The sequence below is a fragment of the Candidatus Auribacterota bacterium genome (assembly GCA_026392035.1).
Classification (GTDB): domain Bacteria; phylum Auribacterota; class Tritonobacteria; order UBA1439; family UBA1439; genus JAPLCX01.
In genome coordinates, this window is sequence record JAPLCX010000085.1 from 40,433 (window position 1) to 59,114 (window position 18,682).

At 53.7% G+C, this 18,682-nt stretch carries 22 protein-coding genes; 1 reads left to right on the plus strand and 21 read right to left on the minus strand.

The window, feature by feature from the left end; genetic code table 11:
• From NTX71_09420 to NTX71_09460, 9 genes are all read right to left on the minus strand, one after another.
• Window positions 1-1,407, minus strand: a complete 1,407-nt coding sequence (locus NTX71_09420) for a sigma-54 dependent transcriptional regulator (GenBank protein MCX6340119.1) — start codon at window positions 1,405-1,407, stop codon at window positions 1-3.
• 485 nt (window positions 1,408-1,892) lie between these two features.
• A complete protein-coding gene (locus NTX71_09425) occupies window positions 1,893-2,201 on the minus strand; it encodes a DUF4258 domain-containing protein (protein MCX6340120.1) in 309 nt (102 codons plus the stop codon).
• Window positions 2,202-2,719: 518 nt separating this feature from the next.
• Complete coding sequence (locus tag NTX71_09430; protein MCX6340121.1) at window positions 2,720-3,331, minus strand: response regulator; 612 nt, start codon at window positions 3,329-3,331, stop codon at window positions 2,720-2,722.
• A 39-nt stretch (window positions 3,332-3,370) separates the two neighbouring features.
• Window positions 3,371-4,477, minus strand: a complete 1,107-nt coding sequence (locus tag NTX71_09435) for an ATP-binding protein (GenBank protein MCX6340122.1) — start codon at window positions 4,475-4,477, stop codon at window positions 3,371-3,373.
• 43 nt (window positions 4,478-4,520) lie between these two features.
• Window positions 4,521-6,596, minus strand: coding sequence for an MEDS domain-containing protein (locus NTX71_09440; protein ID MCX6340123.1), 2,076 nt, complete (start codon window positions 6,594-6,596; stop codon window positions 4,521-4,523).
• 331 nt (window positions 6,597-6,927) lie between these two features.
• Window positions 6,928-7,287, minus strand: a complete 360-nt coding sequence (locus NTX71_09445) for a hypothetical protein (GenBank protein MCX6340124.1) — start codon at window positions 7,285-7,287, stop codon at window positions 6,928-6,930.
• Window positions 7,288-7,334: 47 nt separating this feature from the next.
• Complete coding sequence (locus NTX71_09450) at window positions 7,335-8,351, minus strand: transposase (GenBank protein MCX6340125.1); 1,017 nt, start codon at window positions 8,349-8,351, stop codon at window positions 7,335-7,337.
• Window positions 8,352-8,389: 38 nt separating this feature from the next.
• Entirely contained in the window at window positions 8,390-9,028 is a 639-nt protein-coding gene (locus NTX71_09455; protein ID MCX6340126.1) for a hypothetical protein, read from the minus strand.
• Window positions 9,029-9,424, minus strand: a complete 396-nt coding sequence (locus NTX71_09460; protein ID MCX6340127.1) for a response regulator — start codon at window positions 9,422-9,424, stop codon at window positions 9,029-9,031.
• Window positions 9,425-9,736: 312 nt separating this feature from the next.
• Here NTX71_09460 and NTX71_09465 point away from each other — a divergent pair, with 312 nt between their 5' ends.
• Window positions 9,737-10,237 (plus strand): lytic transglycosylase domain-containing protein, encoded by a 501-nt coding sequence (locus NTX71_09465; GenBank protein MCX6340128.1) that lies wholly within the window; start codon window positions 9,737-9,739, stop codon window positions 10,235-10,237.
• A gap of 36 nt (window positions 10,238-10,273) precedes the next feature.
• Here the strand turns inward: NTX71_09465 and NTX71_09470 are convergent, their stop codons facing one another.
• The 12 genes from NTX71_09470 to NTX71_09525 all read right to left on the minus strand — a co-directional run bounded on the left by NTX71_09470 (window position 10,274) and on the right by NTX71_09525 (window position 18,496).
• The gene (locus NTX71_09470; GenBank protein ID MCX6340129.1) at window positions 10,274-10,519 is read right to left on the minus strand and encodes a MoaD/ThiS family protein; all 246 of its coding nucleotides are present in this window, start codon (window positions 10,517-10,519) and stop codon (window positions 10,274-10,276) included.
• 73 nt (window positions 10,520-10,592) lie between these two features.
• Window positions 10,593-11,507 carry a HesA/MoeB/ThiF family protein gene (locus NTX71_09475; GenBank protein MCX6340130.1) on the minus strand — a complete coding sequence of 305 codons (915 nt, stop codon included), beginning with the start codon at window positions 11,505-11,507 and terminating at the stop codon, window positions 10,593-10,595.
• A 32-nt stretch (window positions 11,508-11,539) separates the two neighbouring features.
• Entirely contained in the window at window positions 11,540-11,764 is a 225-nt protein-coding gene (locus NTX71_09480) for a NifU family protein (protein ID MCX6340131.1), read from the minus strand.
• 95 nt (window positions 11,765-11,859) lie between these two features.
• Window positions 11,860-12,195 (minus strand): divalent-cation tolerance protein CutA, encoded by a 336-nt coding sequence (locus NTX71_09485; protein ID MCX6340132.1) that lies wholly within the window; start codon window positions 12,193-12,195, stop codon window positions 11,860-11,862.
• A gap of 204 nt (window positions 12,196-12,399) precedes the next feature.
• Window positions 12,400-12,954: a GTP cyclohydrolase I FolE gene (gene folE, locus NTX71_09490; GenBank protein MCX6340133.1), complete on the minus strand. Its 555-nt coding sequence runs from the start codon at window positions 12,952-12,954 to the stop codon at window positions 12,400-12,402.
• Window positions 12,955-12,960: 6 nt separating this feature from the next.
• Window positions 12,961-13,218, minus strand: a complete 258-nt coding sequence (locus NTX71_09495) for a hypothetical protein (GenBank protein ID MCX6340134.1) — start codon at window positions 13,216-13,218, stop codon at window positions 12,961-12,963.
• Window positions 13,219-13,379: 161 nt separating this feature from the next.
• The gene (locus tag NTX71_09500; protein MCX6340135.1) at window positions 13,380-13,583 is read right to left on the minus strand and encodes a hypothetical protein; all 204 of its coding nucleotides are present in this window, start codon (window positions 13,581-13,583) and stop codon (window positions 13,380-13,382) included.
• A complete protein-coding gene (locus NTX71_09505; GenBank protein ID MCX6340136.1) occupies window positions 13,571-14,185 on the minus strand; it encodes a M23 family metallopeptidase in 615 nt (204 codons plus the stop codon). The genes NTX71_09500 and NTX71_09505 overlap by 13 nt, the downstream gene beginning before the upstream one ends.
• Window positions 14,186-14,294: 109 nt before the next feature.
• A complete protein-coding gene (locus NTX71_09510; GenBank protein ID MCX6340137.1) occupies window positions 14,295-15,050 on the minus strand; it encodes a ComF family protein in 756 nt (251 codons plus the stop codon).
• Window positions 15,051-15,110: 60 nt separating this feature from the next.
• On the minus strand, window positions 15,111-16,370 hold the full coding sequence (ahcY, locus tag NTX71_09515) for an adenosylhomocysteinase (GenBank protein MCX6340138.1): 1,260 nt from the start codon (window positions 16,368-16,370) through the stop codon (window positions 15,111-15,113).
• A 54-nt stretch (window positions 16,371-16,424) separates the two neighbouring features.
• Window positions 16,425-17,603, minus strand: a complete 1,179-nt coding sequence (gene metK, locus NTX71_09520; GenBank protein ID MCX6340139.1) for a methionine adenosyltransferase — start codon at window positions 17,601-17,603, stop codon at window positions 16,425-16,427.
• Window positions 17,604-17,743: 140 nt separating this feature from the next.
• Window positions 17,744-18,496: a nucleotidyltransferase family protein gene (locus NTX71_09525; protein MCX6340140.1), complete on the minus strand. Its 753-nt coding sequence runs from the start codon at window positions 18,494-18,496 to the stop codon at window positions 17,744-17,746.
• Window positions 18,497-18,682 lie beyond the last annotated feature (186 nt).

Consider the following 18,682-nt stretch of genomic DNA (forward strand, 5'->3'; position numbering starts at 1 on the left):
TCATTCTATTCCTTCACCATTGATAGATATACCCAGCTTCTTCATTTTCCGGTACAGCGCCTTCCTGTTCATCTGCAACATCTTCGCCGCTTTGACCTTGTTGCCTCCCGCCAGCGCGATTGCCTTTGTGATAAGACTCCTTTCAACCCTCCCCCTGATTTCCTCAAAGGAGGCGCCCTCGTTCAGATCCACCTTCAATTCCAGGCTTTCTTCCACATCGTTAACCGCCTCCAGCGGCGCCCCCGGCGCATCAGGGGACATGTACTCCGGTTCAATAACCCCCCCGCCGGCCATCAGGACGGCTCTTCTCACCATGTTCCTGAGCTCCCGCACATTACCCGGGTAACCATACTCAAGCAAATATCCAACCGCCGCTTTAGAAAAACCTTCCGCCTTTTTTCCGAACTCCTCATTCGCCTCTTTTAGAAAATGGTCGGCGAGCATGACAATATCGTCTTTCCTCTGACGGAGGGGAGGAAGCGCGATGCAAAACTCATTGAGGCGGTGGAAGAGGTCCTGCCGGAACTTCCCCCGTTTTACCCATTCCGTCAAATTGACGTTTGTCGCCACAATCACCCTCACATCAACATCCACACCCCTTCTCCCCCCCAGATGTTGTATCCTGCGTTCCTGAAGCGCCCGGAGCAGTTTCACCTGCACATTTTCGGTGAGATTGCCTACCTCATCCAGAAAGATGCTGCCTCCCTGCGCCTGCTCGAATTTACCCTCCTTCAGGGCATCCGCGCCCGTGAAGGCTCCCCGCTCATGGCCGAAGAGCTCGCTCTCTACCAGCGTCTCAGGGATCGCTCCACAGTCAACTGCGACGAACGGCTTGTCCTTCCGCGGGCTGCTCTCATGAATCATCTGCGCGAGCAGTTCCTTGCCGGTTCCGCTCTCACCCTGGATCAGAACGGTCATAGTGGTCGGCGCGACAATTTTGGCCTGGCTTATCACGCGCATAATCACACTGCTTTTCCCCATTGACTGCTCCAGGGCGGTCTTCTCCCCCAATCTCTTCCTCAGTATCTCCACCTCTCTGCTCAGATAGTGCGACTGGAGCGCTTTCCTGATCACAAGGACCAGCTCCTCGTTATCGAACGGCTTCGTAATGTAATCGAACGCGCCCAATTTCATTGCTCGCACCGCGTCTTTCACCTCGCCGAACGCGGTAAGCATTATGATGATAAGATTCTTATCAATCCTCTTCATCTCCTCTAAAAGCTCAACCCCATCCATCCCGGGTAGCTTGATGTCCAGCAAGGCCAGGTCCGGCCTGACCTTCTTGACCTTTTTAATCGCGGCTTTCCCATCTTCAACAGCGAACGTGTCAAACCCTTCTTCCCTCAGGATATCAGAGAGGGTCATGCGCAAATCGGCGTTATCGTCTACAATTAAAATGGATTCCATGGTTTAATCACCCTCCCCGCCTGCCTGTCGGCAGGCAAATCCCCCTCCATCCCCCTTTTTCAAAGGGGGAAGAAATCCCCTCTATTCCCCCCCTTTCGCAAAGGGGCTCTCTCAAAACCGTCATTGCGAGAAGTCCCGCTGAGCGGGACGACGAAGCAATCTAGCATTTCCCGCGTAAAAGCGAGATTGCCACGCTCCCTGCGGTCGCTCGCAATGACGCAGTGAGCATTTTTGAGACAGCCTCCAAATGGGGAAGGGGGGATTTTAATAAACAGGCACAGGGATAAGCTTCTTGGGCTTAAGTTTTCCCTGAATAGCCCGATCCATTCGCTCGGCAATGCTGCCAGGAATCCAGATTTCGCCACATCGGCCGCAAACCTGGACGGATACATTTTCAAAAAGGTAAAGATGCCCCTTTACCAAGCGATCAATGGACGTTTTTTGCCTCCGCAGTTTTCCACCGCACACAGCGCACAAAGAATCTTTCATGGCATTTTTTCCCTTCTGGTTTTAGGATCTAGCCACTTGCCAGGATCAAGCCAATGGACAGTAATAATATGAACAAGTTCTCCCACCGCGCAGAGAATATAAAGGGGCCTGCCATTGCGAACATAGCCTAGAATAAGACAGCTTGGATAAGGAGAATCCTTTGGATATGTTTCGATAATCTCACCTTCGGTGATGACTTTCTTTATCTCTTTAAGTAAAATGCCTCGACCATCACAACGCCTTTGGCAGTGTTTAGTAATTTGATATTTGCCTTCGTTAATCTTTTGGCGAATGAGTTCAATCATAGGGCATAGCCACAAAGCCAGATAAGCACTTCGCTCCGCTCGCGCTATCACCCTTCGGGCAGCCCTTTTTACAAAAGGGCTGGGTCGTCTCGGTGGTGTGCCTATCTGGTCCAGCCTCTTAAGTCGAAGGCTAAGGGGCTGTTGGAATTTCGATTTATTGAAATTCCGAGACGATGATTTATATCACATTTTGACAGGATCGACATCAGCAATCACCCCAACCTCAGAATCCTTGAGCGGATATACTGCCCCCCTTTTGCATGGGGGAAGGGCAAATCCCCCTCCCTGCCTGCCTGTCGGCAGGCAAATCCCAAACCTGCCTACGGCAGGCAAGTCCCAAACCTGCCCGCCAGAGGCGGGTGTCAAATGCCAAATAAATTCCAAATTCCAAAATTCAAACCATTTGCCCGCCTGCCTGTCGGCAGGCAAATCCCCCTCTGTCCCCCTTTTCCAAAGGGGGAAGAAATCCCATCCCACATCCTCCCCCCCTTTCGCAAAGGGGGGCAGGGGGGATTTATCTACCTTTGAAGCTGTCGTATGACTTTAAATATCTCTCTATCGGTGAATGGCTTGTCAATAAACACATAAGCGCCTTTGCGCCTTGCTTCCTCTCTTCTGTCTGCGCTTCCATATGCTGAGATAATAGCCGGGATTGTCTTAGGATTGCTCTTCCGCATTTGAGAGAGAACTGACATTCCATCACCATCCGGCAGATTCAAATCCAGGAATACCAGGTCCGGGGAGTTTTTCTTCAAATAATTAATGCCTTCTCTCCTTGTGCGGGCGGTTTTTACATTATAGCCCTTACTGACCAGGGATTCAGATAAGAGAGCGCATATATCCTTTTCGTCCTCTATGAGCAATATATTTTTTATCTGCTTTTTCGAGGGCGGCATGCGTCTTACTCTTTCCCTTTTCCGCTCCTCCAACTGGCCTTTCTCCCACCGTTCGAAAAACGGCCTTAACTCATCGAGTTCTTCGGGCCTCCGCCAGCCGGAGAAGCCGCTCTTCCAGACAAGCACCTCCCCCTTTTTTATTTTTCCTGTGGAAATCCAATTCTTCAATCTTCCATCATACACCGTTCTATATATCTCCGCTCCCCTCCTGATGTCCCATTTTATTTCCGCCATGATTTCCCTCCTTATTTTGCTGGCACGACCAGGTTTTATTTACTCAGGTACAACTTCCCGGAACCTCGGCAGGGATATTGTAAACGTTGAGCCCTGCCGGGGCTTGCTCTCCACCTCTATAGTCCCGCCGTGACTCACGATGATCCCATAGCATACAGTCAGTCCCAAGCCCACGCCCTCCTTTTTAGTGCTGAAGAAAGGATCAAACAACCTGATAATATCGTTCTCCGGAATTCCCCTCCCTGTATCCTGTATCATCATCATGAAAGTCTCGTCGCTGCATTCGGTTGCGATAGTCAATATTCCCCTTCTTGGCATGGCCTCAACAGCATTTTTTATTATATTCAGAAAGACACGCTCGATATATTCCCTATCAACACTGATCTTTAACAGACCCGGGGTGAACTTTTTAACCACCTTTATATTCTGCGATTTTATCTTTGGCCTGACAGATTCCAGCGCGCTATGCAATATCTTATGCGGATCATGCAAGCGAAGGTCCAGTTTGGACGGCCTTGCGCAATTGAGCAGCTCCGTGATCAGGAAGTTAATCCTTTCCGTATTTCTCACAATTACTTCAATATATCTGGATGCAGCACCTCCCGGTTTAAGGGCCTTCTCAAGCGCTCTCACAGACATGGCAACATTCGTGAGAGGGTTTCTTATCTCATGGGCAATGTTAGCGGAGATGCGGCCTGTGAACGCGAGTTTCTCGGATTTTACAAGTTCATCCTTCTTGTCACGCAGCTCCGCGTAAGATTTTTCGAGCTCTTCCCTGGACCCTGTGAGTTCTCTGATCAGTTCCTTTATTTTCCTGATGTTCCTGGCAACCAAAATAACATCTGATATCAGCTCTTCCCCTTTTTTAGCGGCGGACACATTAACACTCACGGGGATTTCATTATTCCGCCTGTCCCGATATATCATCTCACAATCCCTGATCGGGACTTTTTCCATAATCCCGGCGAGAGAAAAATCCTTGCACACCTTTCTCATCGGCCTGTTCAACAAGGCCTTCCTGTCATATGCCAGAAGATCCAGGGCCGCGCGGTTGATTTCTCTGATCCTCCCCTCCCTGTCCAAAATAATCACGCTGTCAATCAACTCTTCAATAGAGATGCATTGCTTCCCAGGATCATTCATCATAACCTGCTCCCTCTAGAGTATTATTCCGGCAACTCCCCATGAGCTATATCCGCCTCAGCCGCAACCTGTTGCGGGGGGGGGGGGGGGGGGGGGTAACCGGCAGCCTTACCGTGACCGTGGTACCCTTCCCCACCTCGCTGTGCACATCTATAGAGCCATTGTGTTGGCTGATAATCTGGTGGGCAAGGCTTAAGCCCAGCCCGACGCCCTCCCTCTTGGTGGAGAAGAACGGATTGAATATCTTCGGCAGTTCAGCCTCCGGAATACCCTTGCCGGTATCGGCGATGGTGATGACAATCTCTTTTCTGTCCGGGTCCGACTCAGCCGTTACGATAAGCGTTCCCCCCTGCGGCATCGCGTCAATCGCGTTGATCATGAAATTCATGAGCGCCTGTCCTATCCGCTCAGGGTCCATGAGCGCCGATGGCAGACGTCTTGCCAACCTTCTCCGGACACGCACGCGATTCACCGAGCACCGCGGTTTAATGAGCTCACAGGTATTTTTGATTACCTCTCTCACAAAGCACATTCTAAACGATGTCGAGTGCGGCTTTGCGAACTCCAGCAGATCCTTGATGATGCTATTTGCGCTCTCGGAATTTCTCACAATGACATCCATGTGTTTCCGCACTGGTTTATCCAGCTCATACTTGCCGAGGCAATACTGGGCCGTCGCGGATATATTTGCGAGCGGATTTCGTATCTCATGGGCGACGCCCGAAGCCAGCTTCCCAACCGCCGCCAGCTTTTCAGACTGCAGCGCTTTCTTCTCCACCTTTTTCTTTTCAGTAATATCCTTTGAGATATGGACAAAACCTGTGATCTCATTTTTTTCGTCGCGGAAAGGAGAGGCGACGACTTCCAGGTAGCGCCCCAGCCTCGGCTCAAAGTATTCCGTCCTCACCGCTTCCCCTCGCTCAACCGCTTCTTCCCCCGGGCACTTCAAATGAGGTCCTTTCGTCTCATGAAATAACTCATACCAGGTTCGCCCGATAAGTTCAGCTGGTTTCATGCCGAAAGCGGATGCAAAGGCCATGTTCACCCTTGTTATTCTATAGCTCAAGTCGTGTATGGAGATCATGTCGGAGATAGAGTCAAAGGTGTTTCTCCATTCCGCGGCGGCATGCTCAATCTTTTCACGCATATGTTTTGCTTCGGTGAAATCGCGGGCGATACCGGCGGTGCCCACTATCCTCCCTTCTCCGTTAACGACGGGCGTCTTGATCGTCTCAATCCACGTGGTAGTTCCATCTGCATTCGCCAACGGCTCCTCGACACGCTGACGGACACCAGATCTCATAACCGCTTTGTCATCACGCCTATATCTATCCGCAAGCTCCCGCGGCCAGATATCCAGGTCAGTTTTGCCTGTCAGGTCCTCAGGCCGCACACCGCATGCCTTCCCGAACGCTTCATTTACCACGATAAACCTGCTATCCCTATCTTTTAACCACGCAATGTCAGGGATGTTATTAAGTATCGCTTGCTGTTGCTTCCCGGCCTGCAGCAGATGTTGTTCCATCGACTCGCGCTCGCTGTTATCCACAAGCGCCCACCTGCCCTCTCTTCTTATAAGAATGAACCGATGGCTGCTTACCATATCTATAATTTCCGCTACGTCGTTTCTCTCAAGCGCGTAGCTGCACAGAGCAAGCATTTTGTGCTCGCCGATGGCGTTACTCATCGCTCGCTCACAATTGATAAAATCCTTCCAACCTTTTTCCCCCACCCAAGCCATATCACCGGTGGCTCTCATCCCATCATAACCACTTGCCAGGGCTTTGTCATGCTTTCTAGTCCAGGCAGCAAGCACCTTTCTCGGATCGAATCTTCCTTCACTGAGATACCACTCACTATCTGGGATAATCTCTATCTGCCCTTTTTTAAGATAACCATCGAAATCGGCAATCCTCTTTGCCAACCCCGCTTTCGCCTCCTCGATCCTCAGAGGAGCAGATACAATCCATATGCAAAACTCGTTGCTTTCGAGCCCCGCTTGGAAATAGGGTAAGAGCATCTCAAGCAAATCATCTTTAGTCTGATGGAACAGGCAGAAATGCGAACCCCATGGGATATCACCGAGAACATTTATCCCTGATTTTCTAATATGCGCTGTCATGCTCTTACCACTCCCTTCCCTTTGCATCGCAGGCATGGAAGCACGCGACCCCTCGCTCTCCCTCTTCCTCCACAATCACTGCAGTGCTTCACTTTTGAAGTCTGTATACTCACCACCCCTTTGCCGAGGCATACGAGACAAGTGATATTCGAGCCAGGCGGTGATTGCCCGCTCCCTTTGCAATATACGCACTTGATCGCCGGCGCTTCTGTCATGACAACTCCTCTCCCCCTGCAAATATAGCACCGGACATTTTTTCTCCCCCTGATGACACCGATACCCCCACAAAAACCACAATTAAACATTGATCTCTTATAAATCCGCACCTTCTTCATTTGGGGTCGGGTAAGCTCCATTTTAGGGTCGCATCTTCCAGACCTTCTTTGAAAAGCAATCCGTATATGAGATAGGTGATCTTCAGCCCTTCTAAATAATTATGTACCGCATGCTCCATCCCGATAAAAAGGAGGCCAATTTCACCATCTGACAGGGTATGCTTTATCCGCTCGCTGATGAACACATCCCGCTTTATAAGTAACTCCCTCTCTGTATCCTTATAGCGCTGCACAGCCGCCGATCTCTCTTTAACGCCGGAAGCCTGGTAAAGGCGCTTCAGATTGTTGTATTCCTCAAGCAATAATGATGGATCCTCCGTACCTTCAATCATTGCTCCCATTTCGAGAAGATCCATGACGAGCCTATAGTTCGTGAATCCCACCTGGGGTCACACCCTGAATACTAACTTTGATACTTTTGGAGACTCCATATTATTCTCGTAATACGATTGCTCAGCACTTCGTCTATTTTGATCCTATTTTTAATCCGGTTATGTATTTTTGTAATTGCTTCCCCACTAATCCCACCCAATTCAATGCCCATCTCGCGAAGGTTTTTCTTTCTTAGGTTCAACCTGTGGCTAATTTCTAATAGTACCTGCCTCGCCTCTCGGGACTTAGACCTACTCTTAATTATGTCATCGGCTCTAACTCCATACTCCTTTGCCACCTCCGCGGCGATTTCCTCGATAGGAACTGCCCTATTAATCGACTTCAAATGAGTATAATCCCTAGGATTTGGTGCTCTATGTGCCACGAAGTTCTCATTTGCCCAGGATATAAAATTATCAGAACCTAATATCGCATTGGCCTTTGTTTCCTTTAAGGGACTCAACAATTCTTTTTCGAGCCCTTCCCAGACAAACTGCCAGTATCTCTCCCTCCCTTTCTTATCATCTCCACCCATATAGCCCAATACTTCACCATATTGCATAAAATCATCTCTGTATTTTAAGCGAATATAACCGCACAAGCTGCTCCATTGATAATTTTTCAACACTTTCGCCTTTTCTTCTGGCGGAAAATATTTATATTTCGCGAGTCTCACAGGATTTAGATGTATATACCGGCTCAGTTGCAATAAATATTCATCTGCATCCACCAGTATGGCCTTGAAACGTCCCTGGTAAAGGTGCCCATGCCGCTGATGGCGCAAGTTGAAATAGGTAGTATATGCCGTGCTGAATCGCTGCATAAATCGGCTCAGATTCGCTTCCAATGTCTTTAATAAAAAATGGAAGTGATTGGTCATCAAAACATAGCAATGCAGTTGCACCTTAAATAGCTTCAAGCTTTCCGTCAAGACCTGGAGAAAGTGCTTGCGATCGTTGTCGTCACGAAAAATGACAACTCCCTCATTACCTCGGGAGGTAACGTGATACCAAGCATTGCTATATTCTATTCTCAATGACCTGGCCATAAATAAATTCTACCAAAACCCATGTCGAAAGGCAAAAGTTAGTATTCAGGGTGTGACCCTGAAGTTCTTCCTGAGAGACTTTCCTTGAAAGGGAGTCTATATATGAGGTACGTGATCTTCGTTCCGCCCAGGTACTTGTTCACAGCATGCTGCATGCCAATAAACAGAAGCCCGACCTCATTCTGAGCCAGGGTTCGGTCTATCCTCCGGGCCATATACCTGTCACGCTTGACCAGCAGCTCCCCGGCAACTTGCTTAAAATCCTGGATGGCCTTCAGCTTCTCTTTTACGGTTGAGGCCTGGTACAGCTTCTTCAGGCCGTTATATTCCTGCATCAGGAGGCCCGGGTCTTCCGTCCCCTCCAGTTTCGCCCCCCTCTCAATCAGATCCAGAACAATCTTATGGTTCGGACTCCCCTTCCCTGCTATATCCCGCACTATCTCCAGCTCCTTGCCGCAGATCGGGAGGCCATCCTGATATATCCTCAACCTCTCATACGGTAAGTCCATGCTGAATATCTTCTCGCGCAGGCCATCCCACATCTCCCTGATTACCCTCTTATGAAGCTCCCATTTCTTCTTCCCGTATTTAGCTATATACTCTCTTCCCGCAGATTCCGACAGGCTTCCCATGTCAACTTCCGTATGCACAACGGGGGCGTAGATCAGCTCTCTCATCTATCTCTGCCTTCTTGTCGCTTTCCCGGGAGCTGATTTCAACAACGCCTCTCTGACGACTGCCTTTATCAGATCCATGTCGTATGGTTTGGTGATGTAATCGAATGCGCCCAATTTCATGGCTTCCCGGGCCGTATCAACGTCGGCATGGGCGGTTATCATAACAACAGCTATCTTTTTATCCCTTTGCTTTACCCGCTTGAGCAGCTCTATCCCGTCCATCCCCGGCATCTTGATGTCCAGGAGGACGAGGTCCGGCTTTTTCTTCTTGATCCTGGCCAATGCCGACCGGCTGCTGAGCGATGCGGACGTGTCATAGCCGTCATCGGTCAGGATATCCCGGAGAACATCACACGAATCTACCTTATCGTCCACTATCAATATCTTTTTCTTCATGCCGTACGGACTCCTCTTCCAACAGACCGATCCCCGGCCCTGCGTCAATTTTTCCGACTCTCGCATTGTTCGCGTGCGTGTGTTGTAACTTATTTACATTTTATCAACAGATTCAAAACGAATCAAATATAAAGCTTGTTCGAAGCCTGTTCGAAGTGGAATTGTTAAAAATTTCGCTGCCGGATTTGCATTCTCATAAGATATGTGCGATGTTTCAAGCAGCTAATCAGTGAACAGTCATTCACACATTCACATCATGAGGAACAATTTTCCGGCATTTCTGCCGGGTCGGCAACCAGGAGACTATTCCAAATGCAGAAACGATATCAACATATTAGCAGCGCCGCTCGGTTAAGGCTGGAGATGATCAGCATGATCATGCTCGCCCTGTACGTTCCTCCGCAGGCTCACGCAGGCCTCGCAATCAACATGAAAGTTATACAATCTATCGAATCGAACGGCGACCCCTTTGCCTTTAACCCACAGACAAAGTGCTATGGCCTTTATCAGATCTCGGAATACTGTTTAGTGGAGTTCAACCGGGCACATGGGACACGCTACATGCCAAACGATTTATTCAATCCGCGTATCAATGAAATGATCGCAGTGTGGTACTTCGCACGACTACAGCAACTCCCCGATTCTTATAATATCCCGATTTCAATTACTACAATCATCGCCCTGTACAACTGGGGGATCGGGAACGTGGTGAGGTGGCATAGAAATGGTGCGTCATTTGAGGATTTGCCCGAACCCACGCAATTGTATATCGAACGTTACTACAGGCTGGCGGCGGTGATGATCTCAGAATAGAGTAGCTGCACCCCTGTAACCGCCGCACCGTAGCATCTATCCGGCGGCCATGATCGGCACGATGGCAATGTGGTCCCCGTCTTTCAAGGTGTGACTTAAATCGATACATCCTCTGCCGTTCACGAAAAGCATGGTGTATTTCTGCGCGGTAAAATCGAACTGGTATCGCGCCTTGATATATTCCAGCAGCTCGCTCACGGTGGAGCACGTCAATTCCAGTTTAACTTCTCCGCTGCCAAAGTGGTGCGCTAATTCACTGACCGTCTGGAGTGTGACTCTCAATCGCCTTTCCCCCATTGAACGCAGGTGGATCCCCGAGCGCGTTCAACTGGCCCCGTAAATAACCCTGCGCCACTCATGAAGGGGCGAGGTCTATCTCGGACATCCTGCTCTCATCGAGATCGAGATAGAGGAGCTTATTCCGGATGAGCTCCCCTCTTCCCGTAATCAGCTTGACCGCCTCCATGGCCTGCAGCGCGGCGGTAACCGCGGGAGTTACTGAGGGCGTGCCCAGCTCAACCTCGATGCCGGCGCGGGGGATATGCTGACCCCCCTCGTAAAAAACCGCCAGCCCCCCATCTCCCGGGCATACCGTCATTATCTCCCCTACGAATCCAGCGACCGCGCCGTGGACAAATGGCACCCCGAGCCGCCCCGCCGCCTCCTGGAGGATGAGGCGCACGGGTATGCTGTCCAGCGCGTCAATCACCAGGCAGCATCCCATGATGAGGGCATCAATGTTATCCCTGCGAATAAACACATTATGTATCTCCACCTCCACTGCCGAGTTTATCTGGCACACGCGCTGCCGTGCTGCTTCGACCTTGCTCCTGCCTACCCATGCTTCGGCGCAGAGGATTTGCCGGTTGAGATTATCCTCGGTGAACGTCTCTCCATCGATCAGCACCAGCGTGCCTATGCCCAGCCTCGCCAGGAGTTCGATGATGAGCCCCCCAAGCCCGCCTGCGCCTACAACCGCCACCCGGGCACGGCGCAGCTTCAATTGCCCCTCGATCCCCAGGCTCCCGATATTGCGCTGGTACCTCAAAGGGATAACCCCCTCCTCAAGCGCCGCGATCTCAACGTCCCTCCTGCTCACCCCCATCGCCGAGGATATCGTCTCCACCGCGCTGAGGGAGAGACCACGGAACTCCTTCCCCGAAGGCGCGATCCCGCCCTCTGCCAGGCGGTTGATTCTCTCAATGAGAGATCCCTTCGTTTCCATGACGCTCCTCACCCATCCCACCTGCTCGACCCCGAATACAGGCACCTATTCCACCTCGTCGGTGGACATGCGGTCCGCTATACCGCCTCCACCCGCTTCACCTCCGGCACCTTGGCCTTTATGGCGTTCTCCACCACATGGGCCAATGTCATCCGGGCGCCGGGGCAGCCGGCGCACGCCCCTGACAGCCTCACCCTCACGACGCCGTCCTCCGTAACCTCGACGAGCTCCGCGCTCCCACCGTGCATTGCGAGCATCGGCGTCACCTCCTCGTTGAGCACCTTCTCGATTTTATCGCGCATCGTCCCTCCCTAGGGCGGCCTACGGCCGCAACCAAATCCCAAATCCCAAATCCCAAACTTCTATGCAAAATGAGAAGAAGTTATGATGTAAGAACCTAACGCACTCTCACTTCCTTGTCTAGCCACTTGAGATAATCCCGGTTTCCCCCGACAATGGGCAGGGCGATAATTTCGGGCACTTCATAGCTATGGATCGCCTTCACCTCGCTGATCAAACGGGGGAGCGACGAGGCGCGAGTCTTTGCGATCAGGAGGTATTCACGGGACCTCTCCACGACGCCCTTCCACCAGTACAAGGACTCACCGCGAGGGTAAATGCTCACGCAGGCCGCTCTCCTCGCGCGGAGGAGCCTCTTCGCGATCGCCGCCGCCTCCCCTTTTTTGTCGCACGTCATGAATACTATCACCTGCTGATCCGACTTCGGTTTCATATTATTCGCACCACAGTCGACAGATGGATAACCACTGAAAACACTGAATACAGTCACTCCTTGAACATTCCGCTTCGCACTTTTAATTGCTGAAATAATCCGCGTTCATCCGCGAAATCTGTGGTTCCAAACCTCGAGCCATTGAGAACAGTGAATATACCGAATTATTGCTATTTTTTCAGTGAATTCAGTGCCTTCAGTGGTTCATTTGTATTCTTTCAAGCCGATGAGGTTCAGGAACTCCATCCGGGTCTCCTGTCGGCTGCGAAAACAGCCGAGCATGGCGGAGGTTACGGCGCGGCAGTGCTGCTTCTCGACGCCCTTGAGCACCATGCAGAGGTGGTGCGCCTCGATCACTACCCCCACTCCCTTTGGTTTCAGGTGGTGCTGGATAGACTCCGCGATCTGCGTGGTGAGGCGCTCCTGTATCTGCAAGCGCCGCGAGTACGCATCGACGACCCTGGCGATCCTGCCCAGGCCGACCATCGCCCGGTCGGGGAGATAGGCGATATGGCAGCGGCCATAAAAGGGCAGGAAGTGGTGCTCGCAAACGCTGAGCAGCTCGATATCCCTGAGCACCACCATTTCATCGCAGATGTCCGCACTGATATCAGCGCTCAGGATGGCTCCTACGTCCTCCCTGTAGCCGCTCGTGAGAAACGACCAGGCCTCACGGAGACGCTCGGGCGTCCTGCGGAGGCCTTCGCGGTCGGGGTCCTCCCCGATCGAGGTGAGCCACTCCCTGAGTAACTCCTTCATGGGGCGCTAGTGCCTCTTCTTTTTAAACAAGCCGATCCGCTCAGCAATCTCACCAAACTCATCCATCGAGACCGTATCGAGGGTCTTTTTCCTCTTCTCGAGTTCCTCATTTATTTTGATCGCCTTCTCCTGCATCTCCCCGTGTGTGTCCTCCGAGCCGCCGAAGAGGTGGAAGTTGTCCCCGCGGGTGACACGCCAGATGCCATCCTTGCAGTCAAACCCGAGACCCAGCAGAAGCCTTTTGAGGAATCCTTTATCTTTCATAATACCCAAGATGTCCGAAATTAGGCTAAAAATCCAAACTGCAAAATCCAAACTTCAAAACAAATCCCAACCACAAACTGCAAAATCCGAAACCTGTCTATGCGCTATGCTCCCGGTGTTATCCTGCATCCTGTCTTAAATTGGCATTTGGGATTTGATTTTCACATGCTCAAGCTCCCCGCCCGGGAACCCATGCTGGACATCTTGCCCTGGAATTTCTTATTGATTTTGTCCATGCGGTCATTATTCTTCTCGTCTATGGTCTTCCCCTTGTAGTCATAGTATTCATACCGGTACGCGGTCGAACATGACGAGAGGGACAGGCCGCTCAGCAGGATAACTATCGCACACGTCACTCTGCGCATGTAAATGTCCCGAACTCCTCCGGATTCAAAACGCCACCCCAGTAGGCGCCGTATACCGCCTCCCCGATCTCCCTGAGGACGGTAATGCTCTGGGGGCTGAGCAGCGCCGCAATCCTGAGGCCTCCCAGATTCACCAATCCGGAGGGCGCATGTATTATCTCAAAATGGAGCTGGTATTGAAACTCCTTTGGCACGCGCATCGCGTTGCCGCTCCTGCCCACCGTGCCGATCCGCTGTCCGGCGTCAACCCACTCGCCGATGGCGCGCGGCGACTCTTTCTTCAAGTGGGCATGGAGTGTATAGAAGTTATTCAAGTGATCGATGATGACCGTGTAGCCATAGCCCCAGTCAGCGCCGCCGTTCATCTCGTTATAGCAGATGACCCCCGCCGCCGCCGCCCTCACGGCGGTCCCGGGGGGCGCAATGAAATCAATCCCCTTGTGATAGCTGATGCCGCTCCTCCGGACAGCCCCGAACTCGCCCTCACCCCTCCTGATCGCTCCCCCGCGCACAGGTTCTGCCGCGAGGCGGAACCCCCGGGCCTCCCTCGCCGCCTCAGCGGAGTCGCGCGGCCGCCAGTCGAACGCCCAGATCCGTTTCACAATCGAAGGATCTACTTCGGATGGGACTGGATTCGCTGCAACGAGCATGCAGAGAAAAAACTGAATCCACGCAGTCATTCAACCTTGCACTTTCGACTTTAGACCGTTGTCACCGCCCCCGCGCCAGCGTACAGACGTCAACCGCACGGGCGCCGCCCCTGAGGAGGACCCGCACGCACTCTCCAATCGTCGCGCCGGTGGTGAACACATCGTCAATGAGGAGGAAATGCCTCCCCTCCACCAGATTTTCCCGTTCGACCGCGAACGCGCCCCTGACATTTCTCAATCGCGCTGCCCTCGTGAGCGTGATCTGAGAATCGCGCTCCTCAACCCGGTTGAGCGCCCGATGCGCGACGGGCACTCCCATGCGGGCGCCCAGCTTGCGGGCCAGCGCCTCCGCTTGGTTAAAACCGCGCGCGCGGAGTTTTGCCCGGTGGAGCGGCACGGGCACGAGGCCGTCGAACGCGATCCCGCAGAATTCCCGCGCGGCACACTCAGCCATGAGCAGACCGAGGGGGCCTGCGAGCTCGCGTTTCCCTCCGTATTTAAATAGGTGGATGCACTGCATGAGGCCGTCCTCGTACAACCCAGCCGAGCGGCAGATGCCGAAGCGCGGCGGGGTAAGCCTGCACTCACCGCAGCGTGTATCAAAAGGAACCACCGCCTGGCCGGGGATGGGCCTCCCGCACCGGGGACAGAACGGCTGGCGCAGTCGCGGCAATTCGCTCCAGCATATATCGCAGAGACAGAGGGCGTGCCCCGGGTCAAGGGGTTTCATGCACAGGGCGCAATGTGCCGGAAACACAAGGCTCAAGATTCCGCGCCACAGGGCTGCAAAAAGAGATTGGGTATTGCCCGCGCTCATAGCTGCCAACGCCCACAGCTCAAACCAAGGTATGCTTGAGCCTTAGGCTTTGGGCTGTAGTTACGTCCCCATCTCCCAGGACGAGAGATACTTCCTCTGCTCGGCGGAGAGATGGTCAATCGAGCTCCCCATCGCCTTGAGCTTCAAGCGGGCGACCCAATCGTCGATACGCGCGGGGACGGTGTACACCCGCGGTTTCAATGCGCGATGGTTTTTCACGCAGTACTCGGTGGTGAGCGCCTGGACGGCGAAGCTCATATCCATGACCGAGGCGGGATGGCCTTCCGCGGCAGCCAGGTTGATCAGCCTCCCCTCCGCGAGCAGGTAAATCCTGCGGCCATCGGCGAGGACGTACTCATCCACGTACTGCCTCACGCCGCAGTTCACCCTCCTGGCGAGTTTCTTGAGCGCGCCGATATCGATCTCAACGTTGAAATGCCCGGAGTTCGCCACAATGGCGCGGTCCCTCATCACCTTGAAATGCTCGCCGCGTATGACGTTGATATCTCCCGTGAGCGTGCAGAACAGGTCGCCGACACGCGCCGCCTGCCTCATCGGCATCACGCGGAACCCGTCCATGAGCGCCTCGAGCGCCCTGATGGGATTCACCTCCGTGACGATCACGTTCGCCCCCATGCCGCGGCACCGCATCGCGAAGCCCCTGCCGCACCATCCGTATCCCGCGACGACGGCCGTCGCGCCCGCCAGCAGGATGTCGGTGGCCCTGATGATCCCGTCAACGGTTGACTGCCCGGTCCCGTACCGGTTGTCGAACATGTGCTTCGTCGCCGCATCGTTCACCGCGATGACGGGAAATTTGAGCGCGCCATCTCTCTCCATGGCGCGAAGCCTGATGACACCGGTAGTCGTCTCCTCCATGCTCCCCATGATATCCTTCGCCATCTCGGGATACTTCGCGTGGATCGTGGACACGAGATCTGCTCCGTCATCCATAGTGATCCGCGGCCGGTGGGCGATGGCCGCGTGGATGTGCCGGTAGTAGGTTGTATGGTCCTCACCCTTGATCGCCTGCACCGTAATCCCGTAGTCTTTGACGAGACTGGCAGCGGCATCATCCTGCGTGCTGAGCGGGTTGGAGGCGCACAGGACCAGGTCGGCCCCCCCGGCCTTGAGCGTCCGCGCCAGATTGGCGGTTTCCGCGGTGACGTGCAGGCAGGCGGACATCCTCAGCCCCTTGAGCGGCTTCTCTTTTTCAAACCGCTCGCGCACCAGTCTGAGGACCGGCATGTCGTTGTTGGCCCACTCGATGCGCCGCCTGCCCTCTCTGGCCAGGCCCAGGTCCTTCACGTCGTACTCCACCTTCTTTCCCATCACACAACTCCTTTTCTAATATGCAATCTGCTCATTGCAAATTCACAGTCCTGCTTCTCTCCTCAAGAGCGCCGCCTTGTCGGTCTTCTCCCAGGTGAACGCGGGCCCCCGGCGCCCGAAATGGCCGTGCCGCGCGGTCTCTTTGTAGATCGGCCTCCTGAGCTTCAGGTGGTTAATCATCCCAGCGGGTGTGAGCGGGAAGTGCCTGCGGATGAGCGCGCTGATCTTCGACTCGGGAATCTTGCCGGTCCCCTCCGTATTCACAAAGATAGAGAGCGGTTCGGCGACCCCGATGGCATAGGAGAGCTGCACCTCGCACCTGTCAGCGAGTCCCGCCGCGACAACGTTCTTGGCGATGTAGCGGGCCATGTAGCTCGCGCTCCGGTCAACCTTCGTGGGATCCTTTCCGGAAAACGCCCCGCCGCCATGACATCCCCTCCCCCCGTAGGTGTCCACGATGATCTTGCGCCCCGTCACGCCGGTATCACCGGAGGGCCCGCCGATGACGAAGCGGCCCGTCGGATTGACGTGGTAGATCGTCTTCCGGTCAAGCATGCCTTTTGGCATGACAGGTTTTATCACCTTGTTGATTATCTCTTTCCGTATGACGGCGTGGGGAATCCCGTCCCTGTGCTGCGTGGCGATGACCACCGTATGGACACGGACAGGCCTGCCGTCCTCGTACTCCACCGTGACCTGAGATTTGCCGTCCGGCCTCAGCCAGGGGATGATCCCCTTCTGCCGCGCGAACGCCAGGCGCTCGACCAGACGGTGGGCGAGGTGGATGGGGAGCGGCATAAGCTCAGGGGTCTCACGGCAGGCATAGCCAAACATGAGTCCCTGGTCGCCTGCCCCCGCCTCCTTGTGCAACCCCTTCCCGGCGGTGACGCCCTGCGAGATGTCGGGTGACTGCTTGTGTACGGAAACGAGCACCGCGCAGTTCTTGTAATCGAATCCCATCTCCCCGCTCGTATAACCGATCTCCTTGATCGTCTGCCGCGCTATCTCCTGGTAGTCAATCTCCGCGCTCGTGGTGATCTCGCCCGCGATCAGCACGAGCCCCGTGGTGAGGAGAGTCTCGCACGCGACCCTCCCGTACGGATCCTTGGCGTACACGGCGTCCAGGATCGCGTCGGATATCTGGTCCGCGATCTTATCCGGGTGACCCATCGTGACCGATTCCGAAGTGAATAGGTATTTTCTAGCCACAGCAACCTCCATTCTTTCTCTGCCTGCCGCGCTAACTCTAACGCATCCAACCGCACACTGTCAATAAAGCAAACTCGAAACACGAGATTCCAAATCCTCAATAAATTCAAAACCGCCAGTTCAATAATTTGAGTTTGTTTAGAGTTCAGGGTTTAGTGTTTCTCTCTTTTCGCTGTATACAGTGCGTCCGCCCTCCTGTACATCTCCAGGTCCCCGATATCATACCAGACGCCGCTGAACACGCAGGCGTACACGGGCTCTCGCTGATACAACCATTTGATGAAGTAACCTGGCGCGTCCATCTTATTACCCTCTTCCGCGTATACTCGAAAGAGCCCCAGTTTTTCCCTCGGGAACAGGTACATGCCGATCGCGGCGAGTGTCGAGGGGGGATCCGAGGGTTTCTCCTTGAAATCCACAACCCGGGAGTTCCTGTCCACTGCCAGGATGCCGTAGAGTTTGGCAGTCTCCCTGTCACGCACGTCGTATGCCGCAACGGTGGCGCCCTTGTCCCTGAAAAACGTCACGATATCCTTGAGGTCAAGACCAAACAGATTATCACCCAGCACCACGAGGAGATCATCGTCAACGCGCTCCCGCTCGAGTACAAATCTGATGTCGCCAATCGCGCCGAGCTTGTCGTCGTCCGAGACCGTCCCGTCATCAATGACCTCGATCGGCGCGCGCATGCCCTTCTTCCGCGCCCCGGCCCACTCCCTGAAGGATGCGGAGAACCTGCTGTTCGTCACCACATAAATACGGTCTATCTCCTTAACGGCATCCAGGGCATCGGTGATGTAATCTATGATCGGTTTCCCGGCGATGGGTAACAGCGGTTTGGCCCTATCCTTCGTCAGAGGGTAGAGCCGCGTCGCGTACCCCGCCGCCATGATGAGCGCCTTCATACGATACCTCCCGTAGATTCCCGCGCGGGATGCCCCGTTCCCCGGTGATCTTCTAAAAAAAAAGAACCCACAATTGCCCGGGTTCCCTCACGGATCAGGATCACAGACCGCACATAGTATACGGAACGTGGTGCGGGCCGGCAAGGATATTTTCACGCGCTGTGGGCTCAGACCCGAGATGCTGAG